The sequence below is a fragment of the Streptomyces durbertensis genome, assembly GCF_014156695.1.
GTDB classification, from domain to species: domain Bacteria; phylum Actinomycetota; class Actinomycetes; order Streptomycetales; family Streptomycetaceae; genus Streptomyces; species Streptomyces durbertensis.
In genome coordinates, this window is the sequence record NZ_WMLF01000056.1 from 1 (window position 1) to 18,723 (window position 18,723).

At 73.3% G+C, this 18,723-nt stretch carries 18 protein-coding genes and 1 pseudogene; 13 read left to right on the plus strand and 6 right to left on the minus strand.

Translation table 11 applies throughout. The annotated features are described in order from the left end of the window. Positions 1 to 1,168: DEAD/DEAH box helicase (locus GL263_RS06165; protein WP_182854558.1), on the minus strand; the 1,168-nt coding region annotated here is incomplete at its 3' end. Between the two features lie 113 nt (positions 1,169 to 1,281). Here GL263_RS06165 and GL263_RS06170 point away from each other — a divergent pair. The 6 genes from GL263_RS06170 (at position 1,282) to recX (ending at position 5,714) form a co-directional block, all read left to right on the plus strand. Further along, on the plus strand, positions 1,282 to 2,169 hold the full coding sequence (locus GL263_RS06170) for an AraC family transcriptional regulator (protein WP_182854559.1): 888 nt from the start codon (positions 1,282 to 1,284) through the stop codon (positions 2,167 to 2,169). A gap of 10 nt (positions 2,170 to 2,179) precedes the next feature. After that, entirely contained in the window at positions 2,180 to 3,046 is an 867-nt protein-coding gene (locus GL263_RS06175; protein ID WP_182854560.1) for an AzlC family ABC transporter permease, read from the plus strand. Next, complete coding sequence (locus GL263_RS06180) at positions 3,043 to 3,354, plus strand: AzlD domain-containing protein (protein ID WP_182854561.1); 312 nt, start codon at positions 3,043 to 3,045, stop codon at positions 3,352 to 3,354. Before GL263_RS06175 ends, GL263_RS06180 begins: the two co-directional genes overlap by 4 nt. A gap of 77 nt (positions 3,355 to 3,431) precedes the next feature. After that, complete coding sequence (locus GL263_RS06185; protein ID WP_182854562.1) at positions 3,432 to 3,626, plus strand: DUF3046 domain-containing protein; 195 nt, start codon at positions 3,432 to 3,434, stop codon at positions 3,624 to 3,626. Positions 3,627 to 3,935: 309 nt separating this feature from the next. After that, on the plus strand, positions 3,936 to 5,060 hold the full coding sequence (gene recA / locus GL263_RS06190; RefSeq protein WP_182854563.1) for a recombinase RecA: 1,125 nt from the start codon (positions 3,936 to 3,938) through the stop codon (positions 5,058 to 5,060). A 3-nt stretch (positions 5,061 to 5,063) separates the two neighbouring features. Then, positions 5,064 to 5,714 (plus strand): recombination regulator RecX, encoded by a 651-nt coding sequence (gene recX / locus GL263_RS06195; RefSeq protein WP_182854564.1) that lies wholly within the window; start codon positions 5,064 to 5,066, stop codon positions 5,712 to 5,714. Between the two features lie 91 nt (positions 5,715 to 5,805). On the opposite strand, the gene GL263_RS06200 is transcribed toward recX, so the two are convergent. After that, positions 5,806 to 7,107, minus strand: a complete 1,302-nt coding sequence (locus tag GL263_RS06200; RefSeq protein WP_182854565.1) for a cytochrome P450 — start codon at positions 7,105 to 7,107, stop codon at positions 5,806 to 5,808. Between the two features lie 330 nt (positions 7,108 to 7,437). Here GL263_RS06200 and GL263_RS28225 point away from each other — a divergent pair. Both GL263_RS28225 and GL263_RS28230 read left to right on the plus strand, forming a co-directional pair. Further along, positions 7,438 to 8,420: pseudogene (locus tag GL263_RS28225) on the plus strand (glycoside hydrolase family 38 N-terminal domain-containing protein); the annotation flags it as partial. Between the two features lie 40 nt (positions 8,421 to 8,460). Continuing rightward, the gene (locus GL263_RS28230; protein ID WP_323379269.1) at positions 8,461 to 8,853 is read left to right on the plus strand and encodes a glycosyl hydrolase-related protein; all 393 of its coding nucleotides are present in this window, start codon (positions 8,461 to 8,463) and stop codon (positions 8,851 to 8,853) included. 3 nt (positions 8,854 to 8,856) lie between these two features. Here GL263_RS28230 and GL263_RS28235 read toward each other — a convergent pair whose 3' ends face one another. Together GL263_RS28235 and GL263_RS06210 are read right to left on the minus strand one after the other, a co-directional pair. Further along, on the minus strand, positions 8,857 to 10,287 hold the full coding sequence (locus GL263_RS28235) for a sensor histidine kinase (RefSeq protein ID WP_323379270.1): 1,431 nt from the start codon (positions 10,285 to 10,287) through the stop codon (positions 8,857 to 8,859). A gap of 19 nt (positions 10,288 to 10,306) precedes the next feature. Continuing rightward, positions 10,307 to 11,011: a response regulator transcription factor gene (locus GL263_RS06210; RefSeq protein ID WP_182854573.1), complete on the minus strand. Its 705-nt coding sequence runs from the start codon at positions 11,009 to 11,011 to the stop codon at positions 10,307 to 10,309. Between the two features lie 257 nt (positions 11,012 to 11,268). Between GL263_RS06210 and GL263_RS06215 the strand changes: the two genes are divergently transcribed. The 5 genes from GL263_RS06215 (at position 11,269) to GL263_RS06235 (ending at position 16,500) form a co-directional block, all read left to right on the plus strand. Further along, complete coding sequence (locus GL263_RS06215) at positions 11,269 to 12,045, plus strand: amino acid ABC transporter ATP-binding protein (protein ID WP_182854566.1); 777 nt, start codon at positions 11,269 to 11,271, stop codon at positions 12,043 to 12,045. A gap of 56 nt (positions 12,046 to 12,101) precedes the next feature. Further along, positions 12,102 to 13,010 carry a glutamate ABC transporter substrate-binding protein gene (locus GL263_RS06220; RefSeq protein ID WP_182854567.1) on the plus strand — a complete coding sequence of 303 codons (909 nt, stop codon included), beginning with the start codon at positions 12,102 to 12,104 and terminating at the stop codon, positions 13,008 to 13,010. Positions 13,011 to 13,172: 162 nt separating this feature from the next. After that, complete coding sequence (locus GL263_RS06225) at positions 13,173 to 13,820, plus strand: amino acid ABC transporter permease (RefSeq protein ID WP_182854568.1); 648 nt, start codon at positions 13,173 to 13,175, stop codon at positions 13,818 to 13,820. Then, positions 13,817 to 14,680, plus strand: coding sequence for an amino acid ABC transporter permease (locus tag GL263_RS06230; RefSeq protein ID WP_182854569.1), 864 nt, complete (start codon positions 13,817 to 13,819; stop codon positions 14,678 to 14,680). Before GL263_RS06225 ends, GL263_RS06230 begins: the two co-directional genes overlap by 4 nt. Positions 14,681 to 14,892: 212 nt before the next feature. Next, positions 14,893 to 16,500: an FAD-dependent monooxygenase gene (locus GL263_RS06235; protein WP_182854570.1), complete on the plus strand. Its 1,608-nt coding sequence runs from the start codon at positions 14,893 to 14,895 to the stop codon at positions 16,498 to 16,500. Here the strand turns inward: GL263_RS06235 and GL263_RS06240 are convergent. Continuing rightward, the gene (locus GL263_RS06240) at positions 16,490 to 17,476 is read right to left on the minus strand and encodes a TAXI family TRAP transporter solute-binding subunit (RefSeq protein ID WP_182854571.1); all 987 of its coding nucleotides are present in this window, start codon (positions 17,474 to 17,476) and stop codon (positions 16,490 to 16,492) included. The genes GL263_RS06235 and GL263_RS06240 overlap by 11 nt on opposite strands. A 63-nt stretch (positions 17,477 to 17,539) precedes the next feature. Then, a partial coding sequence (locus GL263_RS06245; RefSeq protein WP_323379271.1) for a class I SAM-dependent methyltransferase occupies positions 17,540 to 18,723 on the minus strand: 1,184 nt, incomplete at its 5' end.

Here is an 18,723-nt window from a genome sequence, read left to right on the forward strand (position 1 = left end):
GCACCACCAGGTCGACCGAACCCATGTCGATGCCGAGCTCCAGGCTGGACGTCGCCACCACCGCCGGCAGCAGACCCGACTTCAACTGCTCCTCGACCTGGGCGCGCTGCTCCTTGGAGACCGAGCCGTGGTGGGCGCGGGCCAGCACCGCCGGGGCCCCCGACCCGGCGCCCGAGCCGCCCATCAGCTCGGCCGGGCCGTGCACCTCGGGCAGCGACTCGCCGGTGGCCCGTTCGTGGGCGATCTCGTTCAGCCGGTTGCACAGCCGCTCGGCCAGCCGGCGGGAGTTCACAAAAACGATCGTCGAGCGGTGCGCCTGCACCAGGTCGGTGATGCGCTCCTCCACCGAGGGCCAGATCGAGGGCTTCCCCCCATCCGCCGCCCCGGCGGCGTCGGCCACCGGCGAGCCGCCCAGCTCGCCCATGTCCTCGACGGGGACGACCACGCGCAGGTCGAACCGCTTGTCGGCGGGCGGCTGCACCACCCGGGCCGACCGCCGCGGCGAGAGGAACCGCGCCACCTCGGCCACCGGCCGGACGGTGGCCGACAGACCGATCCGCCGTGCGGGCCGGTCCAGCAGCTCGTCCAGCCGCTCCAGCGACAGCGCCAGGTGCGCGCCGCGCTTTGTGCCCGCGACGGCGTGCACCTCGTCGAGGATGACCGTCTCCACACCGCGCAGCGACTCCCGAGCCGCGGACGTGAGCATCAGGAACAGCGACTCGGGCGTGGTGATGAGGATGTCCGGGGGGCGACGGGCGATCGACCGGCGCTCGACCGCCGGGGTGTCCCCGGAGCGGATCGCCACCCGCACGTCCGGCTCGGGCTGCCCCAGCCGCGCCGCCTCCTGCCGGATGCCGGTGAGCGGACTGCGCAGGTTCCGCTCGACGTCCACCGCGAGCGCCTTGAGCGGGGACACGTACAGCACCCGGCAGCGGCGCAGCGGGTCGGCCGGCGGCGGCTGCGAGGCCAGCCGGTCCAGGGAGGCGAGGAACGCGGCCAGCGTCTTGCCGGAGCCGGTGGGCGCGACGACCAGGACGTCCGTCTCCTCCGCGAGGGCGCTCCAGGCCCCCTCCTGGGCCGCCGTGGGCGCGCTGAACGCCGACGAGAACCAGGAACGGGTGGCGGGGGAGAAGGCGTCGAGCGGCCGTGCGGGAGCCATGTCCCCCATCGTGCACCCCGCCACCGACAATCGGCCCGACGGCCCGCCCCGCGTGTGGTCCGGTCCGGTCCGCCGGCCGGGACGCCCCCCGGCCACGTGCGGCGACGACGCAGAATGAGACCGTGGAACCACCGAGTACCGACGCCTCGGTCGGCGAATGGGCCCGGCACTGGCAGGACGCACGACTGCCCGGCATCGACCTGCTGCGCGCCCACTACGTCCGGCAGACCTTCCCCCGCCACGCCCACGAGGGCTACACACTCGGCGCCGTCACCGGCGGAGTGGAGGAGGTGGGGCTGCCCGGCGGAGTCGAGCGGGTGGGCGGCGGCGGACTGGTGATGATCAACCCGGAGGTGGCGCACACCGCCCGGGCCGGCGCGCCGCAGGGCTGGACGTACGCCACGCTCTACCCGACCACCGGACTCGTCGACGAGATCGCGGCGGAGACCACCACACTGCGCGGCACCCCCGCCTTCACCGAGCAGACCGTCGTCGACCCCCGCTCCTGCCGCCTGGTCGACGCCGTCCACCAGGCGATCGAGGCGGGCAACGCCCTGGCCGCCGACAGCCTGCTGCGCACGGTGCTCGCCCTGCTGCTGAACCGCCACGGCGGGGTGCTGCCGACCCGCCCGATCCGCTCGGCCGGCGCGCTGCGGGCCGACGCCGCCCGGCGCATCCTCACCGAACGGCTCGCCGACCCGCCCACGCTCGCCGAGCTGGCCGAGGAACTGGGCACCAGCCCGTTCGCCCTCTCCCGGGCCTTCCGTGACCGCCACGGCCAGCCGCCGCACGGCTGGCTCACCGACGCCCGGGTACGCAGGGCACGGCGGCTGCTGGAGGCCGGCACGCCCCCGGCCGAGGCGGCCACCGCCGTCGGATTCACCGACCAGGCACACCTCGGGCGCCACTTCCGCCGCATCGTCGGCGTCCCGCCCGGCGCCTACCAGCGGGAACGCCTCCCGCACGGGGGCGCAAGAACGTACAAGACGAGGACCACACCGGCTCCCTAGCGTGATCGGCATGAACGCCAGCGCGATACCCGCCCCCGACGAGGCACCGGAGGCGCCCCCGTCCGCGAACCCGGCCGCACCCGCCACAGGGGTGACGTCTCCCCCGGAGACCGCGCCTCCCGACGACCGCAAGGTGGTCCGGGACTCGTTGGGCGTCGGCGTCGCCGTCGGACTCTCCGGCTTCGCCTTCGGCGTGACCGCGTCGGGCGCCGGACTGAGCGTCGCCCAGACGTGCGCGCTCAGCCTTCTTGTCTTCACCGGCGCCTCGCAGTTCGCGCTGGTCGGCGCGCTGGCGGCCGGCGGCAATCCGCTCACGGCGGCGGCCGGCGCCTTCTTCCTCGGCGTGCGCAACGCCTTCTACGGACTGCGGCTCGGTCAACTGCTGCGGGTGCCGTGGCGGGTACGCCCGCTGGCGGCGCACTGGATCATCGACGAGACGGCGGCGGTCGCCCTCGCCCAGGACAACCGGCGCGCCGCACGGCTGGGCTTCACCGTCACCGGAGCCGCCGTCTACCTGCTGTGGAACCTGACGACCCTGCTGGGCGCGCTCGGTGCCGGAGCGCTGGGCGACCCCCGGGCCTGGGGGCTGGACGCGGCCGGGCCCGCGGTGTTCCTGGCCCTGCTCGGGCCGATGCTGCGCACCTCCGCGGAACGGGCGACCGCGGTGCTGGCGGTGCTGCTCGCGATGGCGCTGCTCCCCGTGCTGCCCGCCGGACTGCCCGTGTTGCTCGCGGCGCTCGCCGCGCCCACCGTGCTGCTGCTCGACGGGCTGCGCAGCCGGTCGAAGGAGGCACGGCGGGGCGGCCGCGGGACGCGCCGGACGGGCGACGGTCGGAGAACGGGCGAGGAACGGCGAACGGGTGAGGGGGAGCGGTGACGGTCTGGGTCGCGATCGGGCTGACGGCGGTCGGCTGCTACCTGGTGAAACTGCTGGGACTCGCGGTGCCGGCGGGCGTCCTGGAGCGGCCGGTGCTGCGGCGCTTGGCCGTGCTGCTGCCGGTGGCGCTGCTCGCGGCGCTGACCGCCGTCCAGACCTTCGGCACCGAGCACGGTTCCCTCGCCCTCGACGCCAGGGCCGGCGGGTTGGCCGCGGCGGGCGTGGCGCTGCTGCTCCGGGCGCCGTTCCTCGTGGTGATCGCCGCGGCGGTGGCGGTCACCGCCGTACTGCGGGTGCTGGGCGGCTGAGGCACACCCGAGGGAGAGCCGGGGGGTCGGCCGACCGCCCGGACCGGTACGCCCGGCGGTCCGGGATACTTGGTGGCATGCGGCTGACGGATTTCTGGGAGCGGATGGCGGTGCACTTCGGCGCTTCGTACGCCGACTCCTTCGCACGGGACCACGTGATGTCCGAACTCGGCGGGCGGACCGTGTACGAGGCGCTGGAGGCCGGCTGGGAGGCCAAGCGGGTGTGGCGCGCGGTCTGCGTGGCGGTGGACGTCCCCGCCGAGCGCCGCTGAGCGACGTACGACGTGTGGTGCGTCACCGTCCCGGTCGCGTCAACTCGACACCCACCGCCTCATCCCTTCGGGTGGCGGACTGTGTCGACTGTGCCCGAGTGGCGCCCCTGCTCGTGCCCTGACCTGCGGTTTCTTGCTCATGCGTAGGTTGTCCACAGGTGCCGCGGCGTGACTTGACACAAAAATCGAACATGGATTCCCATGGTGGGGTCGGAGGCGGCCGGGAAGGCGCCGACGGACCGATTGTCAGTGGCAGCCGCTAGCGTCTCGGACGTGAAGCGATCGACTCAAGCAAACCGGGTGGCACCCATGGCAGGAACCGACCGCGAGAAGGCGCTCGACGCCGCACTCGCGCAGATTGAGAGGCAGTTCGGGAAGGGCGCGGTGATGCGCCTCGGCGAGCGGCCGGACGAGCCGATCGAGGTCATTCCCACCGGGTCGACCGCGCTCGACGTGGCGCTCGGCGTGGGCGGGCTGCCGCGTGGCCGGGTCGTCGAGGTCTACGGCCCGGAGTCCTCCGGCAAGACGACCCTGACGCTCCACGCGGTGGCGAACGCGCAGCGCATGGGCGGCACGGTGGCCTTCGTCGACGCGGAGCACGCGCTGGATCCCGAGTACGCCAAGAAGCTCGGCGTCGACGTGGACCAGCTGATCCTCTCGCAGCCCGACAACGGCGAGCAGGCGCTGGAGATCACGGACATGCTGATCAGGTCCGGTGCGCTCGACCTGATCGTGATCGACTCGGTGGCGGCGCTGGTGCCCCGCGCCGAGATCGAGGGCGAGATGGGCGACTCCCACGTGGGTCTCCAGGCCCGGCTGATGAGCCAGGCGCTCCGCAAGATCACCGGCGCGCTGCACCAGTCCAAGACGACCGCGATCTTCATCAACCAGCTCCGCGAGAAGGTCGGCGTCATGTTCGGCTCGCCGGAGACGACCACCGGTGGCCGCGCGCTGAAGTTCTACGCCTCCGTCCGGCTGGACATCCGGCGGATCGAGACGTTGAAGGACGGCACGGACGCGGTCGGCAACCGCACCCGGGTGAAGGTCGTGAAGAACAAGGTCGCCCCGCCCTTCAAGCAGGCGGAGTTCGACATCCTCTACGGTCTGGGCATCAGCCGTGAGGGCGGCCTGATCGACATGGGCGTGGAGCACGGCTTCATCCGCAAGTCCGGTGCCTGGTACACCTACGAGGGCGACCAGCTCGGCCAGGGCAAGGAGAACGCCCGCAACTTCCTCCGCGACAACCCCGATCTCGCCAACGAGATCGAGAAGAAGATCAAGGAGAAGCTCGGTATCGGCCCGAAGACGGAGTCACCGGAGAAGGAGCCGGGCACCGACGCCGCCGGTCCGGTGGCGGCCGAGGCCGCTCCGGCGAAGGCCGCCCCCGCCGCCACCAAGGCGAAGGCGGTCAAGGCCACCGCGGCCAAGAGCTGATCGATGACCCGGCGCACCGAGTGGCCGACCAGCGGCGCGGCGGCTGAAGACGGCGGTGGCCTCGATCCGTCGAGGGCCGGAGAGGGGCCACCGCGCCCGCAGCAGAAGCGCCGGGGCGGATCGTCCGCTCCGGCGGAGGACACGACCGCCGATCCGGTCGAACGGGCCAGGGCCATCTGCCTGCGGCTGCTGACCGGTACGCCGCGCACCCGGCAGCAGCTCGCCGAAGCGCTGCGCAAACGGGAGGTGCCCGACGAAGCGGCGGAAGAGGTGCTGTCCCGTCTTGAGGCGGTCGGACTGATCGACGACAGCGCCTTCGCCCAGGCATGGGTCGACTCCCGGCACCACAGCCGGGGGTTGGCCGGGCGGGCCCTCGCCCGGGAGCTGCGCGGCAAGGGCGTGGAGTCGGAGGTGGTCGAGGAGGCCGTCGGCCGACTGGACGCCGAGCAGGAGGAGCACAGGGCCAGGGAGCTGGTCGAGCGGCGGCTCCCGGCCACGCGCGGGCTGGCGACCGACAAGCGGCTACGGCGGCTTGTCGGGATGCTCGCCCGCAAGGGCTACCCGCAGGGCCTGGCGGTCCGGGTGGTCAGGGAAGCGCTGGCGGCGGAGGGCGAGGCCGCCGACTTCCTGGAGGAGTACCTTCCGGAGGGCTGACCGGACCGCCGCCGGCGCCGGAGTGAGCCGACAAAGCCGGGAGCACGGGCGGAAGACCGAGCCCTGTACGCCCGCCGGCGGCTCGCGGGTGTCAGCGCCGGGGCCGCTGTGGGGCGGTCGCCTCCTCCAGGGTCACCGGCAGGGTGCGGGGACCGCGCACCAGAAGGCCGGGCCGGTAGGGGAGTTCCTCCGGCGCGGCGGCCAACCGGAGGCCGGGCAGCGCCTCGAAGAGCGAGGGCAGGGCGATACGTGCCTCCAAGCGGGCCAGGCGCGCGCCCAGGCAGTAGTGCGGGCCGTGCCCGAAAGCCAGGTGGGGAGCGGCGCGCCCGTCCCGGTCCGGCAGGTACCGCGCGGGGCGGAACGCGTCGGGGTCCGGGTACCGCTGGGGATCGCGGCTCGCGGCGGCGAGTACCACCAGCACCGAGGACTCCGCGGGGATGACGGTGCCGTCGGGCAGCGTGACCGCCTCGGTCGTCCGACGCCAGGTGGTGCCCTCAAGCGGGCTGGCGTGGCGCAGCGTCTCCTCGATGACCGCGTCCCAGCGGCCGCCGGCCCGGTCCGCCTGGCCGGCCTGGGCGGCTTGGTCCGCCTGGGCGGCCGACAGCTCCTCGGGATGCTGGAGGAGCAGCAGCGTCGCCGAGGCGAGCAGGTTCATCGTGGTCTCGTAGCCGGCGAACAACAGCAGGAACGCCATGGCCAGCAGCTCCTCCGGCTGCCAGTCCGGGGGGCTGCCGTCCTCGCCGGGTTCGTGGACAAGCGAACTGAAGAGGTCGTCGGCTGGTGTCGCCCGCTTGTCGGCGATCAACTCGGTGAAGTAGCCGCGGAGGCTGCTCCAGGCGTCCTCCAGCGCGCCCGGCGGGAGCGCGTCGGCGGGGGAGCCCACCCGGTAGGTCCACTCGCGCAGCGCCGAGCGGTCCTTCTCCGGCACACCCAGAACCTCGCCGATCACCAGCACCGGGAGGGGAAACGCAAACGTGTCCACCAGATCCACCGGGCCGCCGTCGGCTGCCCGCTCGCCCACGTCCCGGAGCAGTTCCTTCACGAGCAGCTCGATACGGGGCCGGAGCGCGTCCACCCGGCGGGGGCTGAAGGCCGCCGTGGTGAGCTTGCGGAGCCGGGTGTGCTCGGGGGCGTCCGCGTTGAGCATGTGCCTGGCGAGCGCGGCCCGGGCCCGTTCCGCCGGCGAGTCCGGCTTGGGCCTGCCCGCGCGCCGGGGCGGCACGTTGGAGAACCGGGCGTCCGCGAGGACCGTCCTGGCCTGCTCGTACCCGGTCACCAGCCAGGCGTGGGAGCCGTTGCTGAGCGAGACCCGCGAGGCGTCGCCGCTGGCGCGGAGCCCCGCGTAGAAGGGGTAGGGGTCACGGGCGAAGTCGCTGTCGGCAGGATCGAGCACCCGACCATCTTCCCCGCAGCGGCCGCCGTGGGCGGCTCAGGGTGGCGAACGCCACTCGGCAGATCTCACCGCCCCGCCCGTCGCGCCTCGGGGTTGCCCTCGGACGCCTGGCCGGTGCTCGCGCGCGGCTCCGTCGTTGCGCCGGCGCGCGCCCCGGGCGCAGGGGGGCGAGCGCGCCACCCGGGTGGAGATCCGCGCCGTCTCCCAGGCCCTCGTGCGGTCGCCGGCGGTTGCCGTCACGTACCGCTGGTGAGCCTCATCCGTGCTCGCGTCACGCCCCTTCCGCTCGCGGACCAACCGCGCCGCAGACCACAACCGGAGCCGCACACCATGCATGACGACCGCAGCATCGTGGAACACCGACTGCGCCGGGTCCTGGAGGAACGCCTCCGACCGGCCGTCCACAGCTCGCCCCGCCCGCTGACCGTGGAGCGGTGGGACGCCCCGGGCGAACCGGTGCCCGTCCGCGAGGGGCTCTCCGCCGCGTACCGGCCCACGGCGGTGGGGGAGGAGTGGGGCCGGCCTGGGGCACCACGTGGTTCCGGGTGGCGGGCACGGTGCCGGCCGAGTGGGCGGGCCGGACCGTGGAGGCCGTGCTCGACCTGGGCTTCGACCGCGACATGCCGGGCTTCCAGTGCGAGGGCCTGGTCTACCGGGCCGACGGCGAGGTGGTGAAGGCGCTCAACCCGCGCAACGCGTGGGTGCGGCCGACCGACGTGCCCCCGGCGGGACGGTGGAGCTGTACGTCGAGGCCGCCGCCAACCCGGTCCTGGCGGAGCACCGCCCCACCTACGAGGGCGACCGGCTCACCGCCTCCGACCGTCCGCTCTACCGGCTGGCCCGGATGGACCTGGCCGTCTTCGAAAACCGAGGTCTGGGAGCTGGTCCAGGACCTGGACGTGCTCGGCGGCCTGATGCTGGAGCTGCCGGTGGAGGACGCCCGGCGCTGGGAGATCCTGCGCGCCGTGGAGTCCGCGCTGGACGCCGTCGACCTCGCGGACGTGCCCGGCACGGCCCCGGCTGCCCGGGCGCGGCTCTCCGGGGTGCTCTCCGCCCCGGCCCGCGCCTCGGCGCACCGCGTCAGCGCGGTCGGCCACGCGCACATCGACTCCGCCTGGCTGTGGCCGCTGCGCGAGACGGTCCGCAAGGTGGCCAGGACCGCCTCCAACATGGTCGCGCTGATGGACGACCACCCCGAGTTCGTGTTCGCGATGTCGCAGGCGCAGCAGCTCGACTGGATCAGGGAACACCGGCCCGAGGCGTACGCGCGGGTCAAGAAGCAGGTGGCCCGTCCGGCTGTCGCTGCTGCGGGCCCCGCGCTACCCCGACCCGGAGACCGACCACGGCGTCCACGTGCTGCGCTACGCGCTGGTCCCCGGCGCCGGGATCGTCGACGCGGTCCGCGAGGGCCACCGGCTCAACCTGCCCGCCGCGCGCCTCACCGGCGCCCGGCCGGTCCGGCCGCTGGTCACCGTGGAAGACGACCGGGTGGTGGTCGCCGCGGTCAAGCTCGCGGAGGACCGGAGCGGCGATGTCGTGGTGCGGCTGCACGAGTGCCTGGGCGGCCGGGCGGAGGCGACGCTCGCCCCCGACTTCCCGGTGGCCTCGGTGCACGCGGTCGACCTGTTGGAGCGGCCGAGGGAAGAGGACGCCGGCGCGTTCACCGCGCTGCCCGACGGCACCGTGGCGCTGCGGCTGCGCCCCTTCCAGATCCTCACCCTGCGGCTGTCCCGCCACCGGGGCTGACGACTACTCCGGCCTGTTGCGCGGCACGTCGATGGTCACCCGCAGACCGCGCGGCTCGTTCGGGGCGAACCCGAGCGAGCCGCCTCCGGCGGCCAGCAGCGTCCGGGCGATGGACAGCCCGAGCCCCGAACCCGACACGTTCTGGTGCCGGCCGCTGCGCCAGAAGCGGTCGCCGACCCGGCCCAGCTCGTCCTCGCCGAGTCCGGGCCCGCCGTCGGCGACCTCGATGTGCACGCGCTCCCCGGCCGGCCGCACCGACACCGTCACCCGCTCCCCGCCGGGGGTGAACTTCACGGCGTTGTCCACCACCGCGTCCAGCGCGCTGGAGAGGGCGACCGGGTCGGCCCAGGCGGTGAGCGCCGTGCTGCCGCTGGTCTCCAGCCGGACCCCGGCGCGTTCGGCCACCGGCCGCCAGGCGGCGGCGCGTTCGGCGGCGAGCGCCGCCGCGTCGACGATCCGCAGGTCCGGCTGGGCGTGCTCGGCGAGCGCCAGTCCGAGCAGATCGTCCAGCACTCGGGCCAGCCGCTTGCCCTCCTCCTGCACGGACGTGAACTCCTCGCTGCCCGGCGGCAGTTCCAGACCCAGCAGCTCGATGCGCAGCAGCAGCGCGGCGAGCGGGTTGCGCAACTGGTGGGAGGCGTCGGCGACAAACGCCCGCTGCTGCTCCAGCACTTCCTCGACGTGGTCGGCCATCTCGTTGAACGAGCGGGCCAGACGACGCAGTTCGGGCGGCCCCTCCACGGCCGCGACCCGTGAGGCGAACTGGTCGGCGGCGATGTCGTGGGTCGCCTTGTCCAGCACCCGCACCGGCCGCAGCACCCAGCCGGTGAGGTAGACCGCCGCACCCACCGCGAGCGCCATGGCCGCCGCCTCGCCGACCGCGAGCGGCAGCCAGCTCCGCAGGATCCGCGAGCGCAGCTGCTCGGTGGGGGAGTCGGTGAGCACGACCGCCACCACGTCGCCGTCGCGCACCACGGGGGAGGCCACCGCGATACGGCGGTCCTGCCACGGCCACACCTGCGCCGGGTCGTGGCTGCGCCGACCGGCCAGCGCCTCCGCGAAGGCGTCGGCGCCCTCGCCGGCCGTGGGAAGCCGCCAGCCGTTCGGGGCGGCGGCCATCGCGCTGCCGTCCCGGTAGAAGACCCCGGCGCGGATGCCGTACAGGTCGTGGTAGCGGGAGAGTTCGCTGGTCAGGACGGCCAGCCGCTCGTCCTGGGCGGCCGGCTGCCCGGGGCGCCGCTCACGCTGCTCGCCCTCGGCGGGCGGGGTCGTCACGAACTGCGCCAGCGCGGAGAACCGGCTGGTGTCGTCGATCCGGTCGATGACCACCCGCTGCTGTTCGGCGCCGGCCATGCTCATCGCGAGCGGGAAGCCGAGCGCGAGCAGCACACCGGCGAAGAGCACGATGAGCAGGGGGAGGAGGCGAGCGCGCACCGGACGACCGTAGTCGAGTTCAGCCGACCTGGTCGATCAGCCGGTAGCCGACACCCCGGACGGTCTCGATCAGCGCGGGCCGCCGCAGCTTCGCCCGCAGGGACGCCACGTGCACCTCCAGGGTGCGGCCCGTCCCCTCCCAACTGGTCCGCCACACCTCGCTGATGATCTGCTCCCGGCGGCAGACCACCCCGGGCCGCTGGGCGAGCAGCGCCAGCAGGTCGAACTCCTTGCGGGTCAGCTGCACCGGCTGGTCGTCGACCAGGACCTGCCGGGTCTCCAGGCACAGCAGCACACCGCCGAACTGCAGCGTCTCCGGCGCCCGGTCCTCGCCCTGCCGCTCCGACTCCTCGAGGCCGCGGCGCCGGCCCACGGCGTGGATGCGGGCGAGCAGCTCACCGGTGTCGTACGGCTTGACGACGTAGTCGTCGGCGCCGAGGTTCAGCCCGTGGATGCGCGAGCGCACGTCGGCCCGGGCGGTCACCATGATCACAGGCGTGTCGGTCCGCCGGCGGATGCGGTCGCAGACCTCGAAGCCGTCCTGGTCGGGCAGCCCGAGATCGAGCAGCACCACCGCGAACGGCGGGCGCTCCTCGTCGGGCAGCAGCGCGTCCAGCGCCTCCTCGCCGCTGCGGGCGTGCACCACCGTGAAGCCGTGTCGGGACAGCACGGCGATCAGCGCCGCGGCGACGTGGTTGTCGTCCTCGACCAGCAGCAGCCGCATCCGGACCTCCTCCCGGTCGTCTCGAAGCTCGATGTGGCGCCTATGCATCCATCCCGATGCGCGGCGTTCCCGTCAAGGCGGTTCTGTCACCCGGCGTTATCCGTTATGCAGCCGGTACGCCACCTGCCGACCCCCTCACGCAGAGTACCGGCAAGTGACCGGATCGTTATGCTCAATTCTCCCTCAGATGTGCTGACGTCGGTTGACGCAGATCACTAAGGTCCCCTCAACCGACGAGGACGGAGCGAGTGACGCCGATGAGCGAAGTATCGGTGACCAAGGACACCGCCGGCGCGGCGGAGCCGCTGGTCGTGCTGGACAACGTCAACAAGCACTTCGGTGCGCTGCACGTGCTCCAGGACATCGACCTGACCATCGCCAAGGGTGAGGTCGTCGTCGTGATCGGTCCCTCCGGGTCCGGCAAGTCGACGCTGTGCCGCACCATCAACCGCCTGGAGACGATCGACTCCGGCACCATCACCGTCGACGGCAAGCCCCTGCCCGCGGAGGGACGCCAACTGGCGAAGCTCCGCGCGGACGTCGGCATGGTCTTCCAGTCGTTCAACCTCTTCGCGCACAAGACCGTGCTCGAGAACGTGACGCTGGGGCAGATCAAGGTGCGCCGCACCCCCAAGGCGGAAGCCGAGAAGCGGGCCCGCGAACTGCTCGACCGGGTCGGCGTGGGCAACCAGGCGGACAAGTACCCCGCCCAGCTCTCCGGCGGCCAGCAGCAGCGCGTGGCCATCGCGCGGGCGCTCGCCATGGGGCCCAAGGTCATGCTGTTCGACGAGCCGACCTCCGCGCTCGACCCCGAGATGATCAACGAAGTCCTCGAGGTCATGCAGCAGTTGGCGAGCGAGGGCATGACGATGGTCGTCGTCACGCACGAGATGGGCTTCGCCCGCTCGGCGGCGAACCGCGTGGTCTTCATGGCCGACGGCCGCATCGTCGAAGAGGCCACCCCCGACCAGTTCTTCAGCAACCCCCGCAGCGACCGGGCCAAGGACTTCCTGTCGAAGATCCTCCAGCACTGATCAGGCGCCGTCCGCCGGGCCCAGCACATTCCACCGAAGATGAGGGAAGTTCGACCATGAGACTTCGTCAGTACGGCGTCGTGGCCGCCGTCGCCACCGTCCTCGCCCTGACCGCCGCCTGCGGCACCAAGAAGAACCCCAACAGCAACGACGAGAACGCCCCCGACCTGCCCACCTACAAGGTGGCCGAGAACGTCGACATCGACTCGCCGGTGCTCAAGGCGGCCCAGAAGCGCGGCAAGCTGGTCATCGGCTCCAAGTCCGACCAGCCCTACCTCGGCTTCCAGGACCCGGGCAGCAAGAAGTACCAGGGCTTCGACGTCGAGATCGCCAAGATGATCGCCGCGGACCTCGGCTTCGACCCGGAGAAGGACATCGAGTGGAAGACCATCGACTCCTCCATCCGTGAGACCGCGGTCTCCAAGGGGCAGGTCGACCTGATGATCGGCACCTACACGATCAACGACGAGCGCAAGAAGCAGATCGACTTCGCCGGCCCGTACTACATGGCCGGCCAGGACCTTCTCGTCCGCAAGGACGAGAAGGACATCAAGGGCCCGGACAGCATCAAGGGCAAGACGGTCTGCTCCATCAAGGGCTCCACCCCGCTGCGGAACATCACCGAGAACAAGGCCAAGTACGGCGCCAAGACCGTCGAGCTGGGCAAGTACACCGACTGCGTCAAGCAGCTCATCGACGGCCAGGTCGACGCCATGACCACCGACGACGCCATCCTCAAGGGCTACGCCGCCCAGCAGCCGGCGAAGCTGCGGGTCGTCGGCGAGACCTTCAGCGACGAGCCCTACGGCGTCGGCGTGAAGAAGGGCGACAAGGCGCTGCGCGACGCGGTGTCGGACGCGATCGAGAAGCACATCGAGAGCGGCGACTACAAGAAGGCCTACGAGGCGACGCTGGGCCTGTCGGGCTCGGAGTACGTCGACCCGCCGAAGCTGGACCGCTACTGAGTCCCCACACGGTCCCGGTGATCGACCGCTGACGCCGGGGCCGTGCCGGTCGGCCCGGCGCAGACCACCGGCACCCCGCGCGCCCCTCCTCCCCGTTCGGCGCGCGGGGTGCCGTCCCGCCCACCCCACTCGCCGCCCGCGCGGAGAACCGCGGAGACCTTGATGAACGTACTGCTCGACAACTTCGCGCTCTTCCGCGAAGGTTTCCTGGGCACCATCTCGCTGACGGCGACCAGCGCCGTGCTCGCCCTGGTGCTCGGAGTGGTGATCGCCGGCTTCCGGGTGTCGCCCGTGCCCCCGCTGCGCGCGTTCGGCGCCGCCTGGGTCACGCTGCTGCGCAACACCCCGCTTGTGCTCCTGTTCCTGATCGCCTTCTTCATCGTGCCGATGGTGCTCTTCCCGGGAATGAGCACCTACCTGCTCGGCGTACTCGCCCTCGGCTTCTACACCTCGGCGTTTGTCTGCGAGGCGGTGCGTTCCGGCATCAACACCGTCGCCGTGGGCCAGGCGGAGGCCGCCCGCAGCCTCGGCATGACCTTCGGCCAGACCCTCTCCCTCATCGTGCTGCCCCAGGCGACCCGCACGGTCGTGGCCCCGATGAGCAGCATCATGATCGCCCTCACCAAGAACTCGGCCATCGCCGGCGCCTTCAGCGTCACCGAACTGTTCGGTGTCCAGAAGGACCTGAGCGACATGGGCTACAACATCATGGTCGTCTTCATGTGGGTCGCCCTCGCCTACCTCGTCATCACCTTCACCATCAGCGGCCTGTTCCGGCTGCTCGAGCGTCGGCTGGAGGTCGCGCGATGAGTTCAGTCCTCTACGACGTGCCGGGCCCCAAGGCCAGGGCGCGCAACCGGACCCTGTCCATCGTCGGCGTGGCCGGCCTCGTGGGCCTGATCGTGTGGGCGTTCTTCCGCATCGAGAGCACCGGCCAACTGGCGCCCGAGATGTGGGAGATCTTCCAGTACGAAGGCGTCTCGGACCGCATCGTCGAGGGCGTGATCGCCACCCTCCAGGCGTTTGTGCTGGCAGGTGTGCTCTCGCTGCTGCTGGGCGCCGCCCTCGCCGTCGCCCGTCTCTCCGACCACCTGCCGGTCCGCTGGCTGGCCACCGCCTTCATCGAACTGTTCCGGGCGGTGCCGCTGCTGATCACCATCTTCGTGATCTGGCAGGGCTTCCTGACCACCGAGCCGATGTGGGCCCTCGTGCTCGGTCTCACGTTCTACAACGGCGCCGTGCAGGCGGAGGTGCTGCGCGCCGGCATCCTCGCCGTGCCCCGGGGGCAGGTCGAGGCGGCCTACGCCATCGGCATGCGCAAGAGCCAGGTCATGCTGACCATCCAGATCCCGCAGGCGGTGCGCGCCATGCTGCCGACGGTGGTCAGCCAGCTGGTGGTGACGCTCAAGGACACCTCGCTCGGCTACATCATCGTCTACGAGGAGCTGCTCTTCGTCGGACGCCAGCTCGCGGCCAACTACGTGATCAACGACGACTATCCGTACGTGGTCGTGATCCTGGTCGTCGGCACGATCTATGTCGCGATGTGCATGGTGCTCGCCTGGCTCGCCAAGTGGATCGAGGCACGCGGCCGGCGCGCGAAGACCGGCATCAAGGTCGCCAAGGCCGAGCCGGACGTCGAGGCGGACGACGCGCTGCACACGAAGTGACGGCCGGCTCCGGCCGACCGTGAGCCGTCGGCGGAGGGCAGCAGCCCTCCGCCGACGGCGCGGTGCGCCCCCGTGCTCACTTGACGGGTCGGCGGGCGTTGGGTTGCACTACCCGTTGTGATCACGCAGCACGGCCGTCAACAGCCGGCGAACTCCCGGCGACGACAACACGGCGTCCCGGGCCGCCGCCCCGCCGACGAGGGGGCGTCGCCGTGGAGCCGGTGATCGTCGTGGGCGCGGGGCCGGTCGGGTTGGCGCTGGCGCTGGCGCTCGCCCGGCAGGAGGTGCCGACGGTCCTGCTGGAGGCCGAGGAGGGGCCGCCGCCGGAGCGGCCCGCGCGCAGTTGTGTGCTGCGGCCCGACACCGCCGCGTTCGCCCAACGCCTGGTCGCGCCCGACGTGTTGCCCGGCACGCGGTGGATGGTCTGGCGCGCGCTGCGGCGCGGCCAGGTGGTCGAGCAGCGGGACTTCACCGCCGCCGAGGCGCCCCTGCACCTGCCGCAGCACGACCTCGCGGAGGCCCTGCGCGCCGCCGTCCGGGGTGAGGACCTGGTGCTCCGGGAGCACGCCGGCCGGGTCGTCGACCTGACCCAGGACAAGGACGGCGTCCAGGTGCACACCGCCGGCCGGCAGGGCGAACCGTGGCGCGGCTCCTACCTCGTCGGCTGCGACGGCGCCCGCTCCACCGTGCGCAAGCTGCTCGGCGTGCGCTTCCCCGGCCGGACGGCCGTCGAACGCCACGCGGTGGCCGCGCTGCGGGCGCGGCTGCCCTGGCCGGACGAGGCCCTGCTCCACCAGGAACTCCCGGGCACCGGCGCCGAGATGTGCGCCCGCGCGCTTCCCGGCGACGTGTGGCGGCTGGACTGGCTGCTGCCGCCCCGGGGCGACCTGGTCACCCCCGAGGCGCTGCTGCGATCCGTCGAGGAGACCCTGGCCGTACTCGCCGGGGAGAGCGGCACCCCCTACGAACTGCTGGACACCGGGGTCCACACCGCACACCAGCGGCTCGCCAGGCACTGGCGGGCCGACCGGGCGTTCCTGGCCGGCGACGCCGCGCACCTGCTCGGCGCCCTCGGCACGCAGGCCGTCGACGAGGGGCTGCGGGACGCGGAGAACCTGGCGTGGAAGCTCGCCCTCGCCTGGCACGAGGGCGGTGCCGAGGCCCCCGACACCCTCCTTGACAGTTACGAGGCCGAGCGGCGCGGCGCGGTCGTCCGCCGGCTGCGCGCCGTCGACCAGGCGCTTCCGCTGGTGCGCGGCGGCGGCCCGCTGCGTTCGCTGCTGCCCGGCGGGGCCCGCAACAGGCTGGGTCTGCTCACCGACGGGCACCTGGGACGCGGCGCGCTGGGCGCCCCGCCCGACCACGCGGTCTCGCCGCTCGCGCCGCCCGCGCGGCTCAGCCTGCCGGCGGCGCTCCCGCTGGGCGGCCGCGCCGCCGACGTCACCGTGACCGCGCTGAACGGCGACTCCCGCCCGCTCTCGCACCGGCTCGGCGGCGACCTGCTGGTGGTGCTGGTCGCCCCCGGCACCGGCGTGTGGGACAGCCGGCACTGGCTCAACGCCGGGGTGATGCCGGAACTCGCCGCGACGGTACGGGGCCTTCCCGTGCCGGCGCAGCTGCTGGTCGCCGAGTCCTATCCCGACGCCCCGGCCCACACCCTGTTGGTCGTACGGCCCGACGGCCACCTGGCCGCGGCGCTTCCGGGCGTCGACGAGCAGGCGCTGCGGACGTGTGTCACGGCGGTCACCGGCGGCGCGCCCGCGCGGCCCGCATTCACGTGCGACAGTGCGACGGCGGCGGCCGGGGACGTCAGGGCTTGACCGCCCGGTAGTAGCGCTGGGCGCCCTCGTGGAGCGGCAGCGGGTCGGTGTAGATCGCCGTGCGCAGGTCCACCCGCTGAGCGGCGTGCACCTGGCGGCCGATCCGGTCCCGGCTGTTGATCAGGGCGCGGGTGAGCCCCTCGGTCAGCGCCGCGTCGGCCCGGTCGGTGGTGACGAGCAGGTTGGCGACCGCGATGGACTGCACCGCCCGGCCGCCCTGCACCTTCGGATAGGCGTCGGCCGGCATGACCGCCGCCCGGTAGTGCCTGGCCTGCGCGTCCTGGGCGTGCAGTGCGGGAACCAGCTCGCCGAGTTCGACAAGCCGGATGTCGGTTCTCGCGGCCAGGTCCTGGACCGCCGAGGTCGGCAGGCCGCCCGTCCAGAAGAACGCGTCCAGCTTCCCCTCCTCCAGCAGTCGGGGCATGGTGCCGATGCCTTCGAAGACCCGGGTGACGTCGTCGACCGGGTCCAGCCCGGCGGCCCGCAGCAGCCGCTCGGCGACCGGCCGCACACCGGACTGCCGCTGCCCGACGCCCACCCGCAGCCCCCGGAGGTCGGCGGCCGACCGCACCGGGGAGTCGGCGAGCACCACCAGCTGCACGTAGTCGTCGTACAACCGGGCGCAGGCCCGCAGCCGGTCGGCGTCCTTGCCCTTGGCGGTCAGGTAGGCGGACACGGCGTCGGCCTGGGCGATGGTGAAGTCCGCCTTGCCGGAGACGAGTTGCTCGATGTTGTCGACGGACCCCTGGCTGGGGCGCAGCCGCAGGCGGACGTCGGGCAGCTCGGTCCGCAACTGCTCCTTGAGCAGGATGCCGTAGCGGTCGTACACGCCCGAGCGGGCGCCGGTGGCGAAGACCGCGCTGCCGGACGGGCCGGGAGTGCCGGCGGGCAGCAGCCACCACACCAGCCCCAGCGCCACCGCCGCCGCGACCAGGGTGAGAAGGCCGCGGCGCGCGCGTCGGTCGAACTCCACCATGCGGGAGATCCTGCCATCCGCCGCCCGGTCGCGGCAGACGTGGTCGGTGGGCGACCGCGGGGCTCAGCCGTCGCGCCGCCGCAGCAGCAGGCCGCGACTGCCGCGCTTGCGCAGGTACGCCCGGCCGCCGCAGACCAGCTCCACGCGCGGCGCGACCAGTGTCAGCTCCTCCTCGGCGGCCCACACCGACGACCTGCCCAGCCAGGGACGCAGCAGGTCGCAGACCCGCTCGGGCGCCAGCGCGACGAACAGCGGCCCGCCCGGCAGCCGGTCCAGCAGGTCCAGGGGCTGGCCGTAGTACAGCATCTCGATCAGCAGGTGCGCGCCGCCCGGCCGGCGCGGGGCGGCGGCCAGCGAGGCCAGGTCGTCGGGGGTCACGGTGACCCGGTTGTGGCCGACGTGGCGGGCCAGGCGCTCCCGGAAGACGGCGTTGGGTTCGGTCGCGACGACCGGGAAGCCCTTGTCGACCAGCCGCCGGGTCAGCGCCCCCTCGCACGCGCCCAGCTCCACCAGCGGTCCGGCGCCCGGCGGGCAGACCCGGGCGATCCACGCGGTGGTGGCGTCGAGCCGTTCCGCCTCGTAGCCGGAGGTCTCGAACTCCCACGGGTCCACCACCCCGGCGGCGTCCTCGCCCAGGCTGGACATCAGGGCGTACAGACGGTCGGCCTGCTGCCGGTCGGCACGGAAGAAGCGTTCGACGGACGGCAGCCGGCCGGTGTCCAGCGTGGGCGCCAGCGGGTCGTCGTCGAGCAGCGCGACGTGGTGCCGGTTCACGAAGTCGAGCTTGGCCGCCGCCAGGCGGGCGTCCAGCGGGCGCACGTCCTCGGCGAGGAACTGCAGGTGCGCGGCCGCGCCGACCGCGTGCCGCACCTCGCCCGCGGCCAGCCGGGAGACGGCGAGACCGAGCGCGCGCCGGTCCGGGCGGTCGTCGGCGGGGGAGTGCGTCCACACCTGTGGCGGGTGGCTGCCGGCGAGCGCGGCCAACGCGTCCGCCAGCGCTGTCCAGGGCCCCGGCGGCGGACCGCCGGCGCCCGGCACGGGCGGCTGCCCGGGGGCGGCGGCCAGCGCGTCGACGCGCTCGGCCAGGGTGCCGCCGGCCGGCAGCCGGACGATCCGGCGGACGCCGTCGGCGGCGGCCGTCAGTACGGCCGCCGCCCGGTCGCGCGTCTCCTCCAGCACCGACAGGAAGTCCGTCACCGCGTCCCGCGCGTGGACCACCACGACAACGTCCAAGACCGCCCCACCCC

Excerpts from the sequence above, each read along its gene's own strand:
- GL263_RS06175 (WP_182854560.1), top strand. The coding sequence starts at position 2,180 with ATGAACGCCAGCGCGATACCCGCCCCCGACGAGGCACCGGAGGCGCCC.
- GL263_RS06185 (WP_182854562.1), top strand. The coding sequence starts at position 3,432 with ATGCGGCTGACGGATTTCTGGGAGCGGATGGCGGTGCACTTCGGCGCT.
- recA (WP_182854563.1), top strand. The coding sequence starts at position 3,936 with ATGGCAGGAACCGACCGCGAGAAGGCGCTCGACGCCGCACTCGCGCAG.
- recX (WP_182854564.1), top strand. The coding sequence starts at position 5,064 with ATGACCCGGCGCACCGAGTGGCCGACCAGCGGCGCGGCGGCTGAAGAC.
- GL263_RS06210 (WP_182854573.1), bottom strand. The coding sequence starts at position 11,011 with ATGCGGCTGCTGCTGGTCGAGGACGACAACCACGTCGCCGCGGCGCTG.
- GL263_RS06215 (WP_182854566.1), top strand. The coding sequence starts at position 11,269 with ATGAGCGAAGTATCGGTGACCAAGGACACCGCCGGCGCGGCGGAGCCG.
- GL263_RS06220 (WP_182854567.1), top strand. The coding sequence starts at position 12,102 with ATGAGACTTCGTCAGTACGGCGTCGTGGCCGCCGTCGCCACCGTCCTC.
- GL263_RS06225 (WP_182854568.1), top strand. The coding sequence starts at position 13,173 with ATGAACGTACTGCTCGACAACTTCGCGCTCTTCCGCGAAGGTTTCCTG.
- GL263_RS06230 (WP_182854569.1), top strand. The coding sequence starts at position 13,817 with ATGAGTTCAGTCCTCTACGACGTGCCGGGCCCCAAGGCCAGGGCGCGC.
- GL263_RS06240 (WP_182854571.1), bottom strand. The coding sequence starts at position 17,476 with ATGGTGGAGTTCGACCGACGCGCGCGCCGCGGCCTTCTCACCCTGGTC.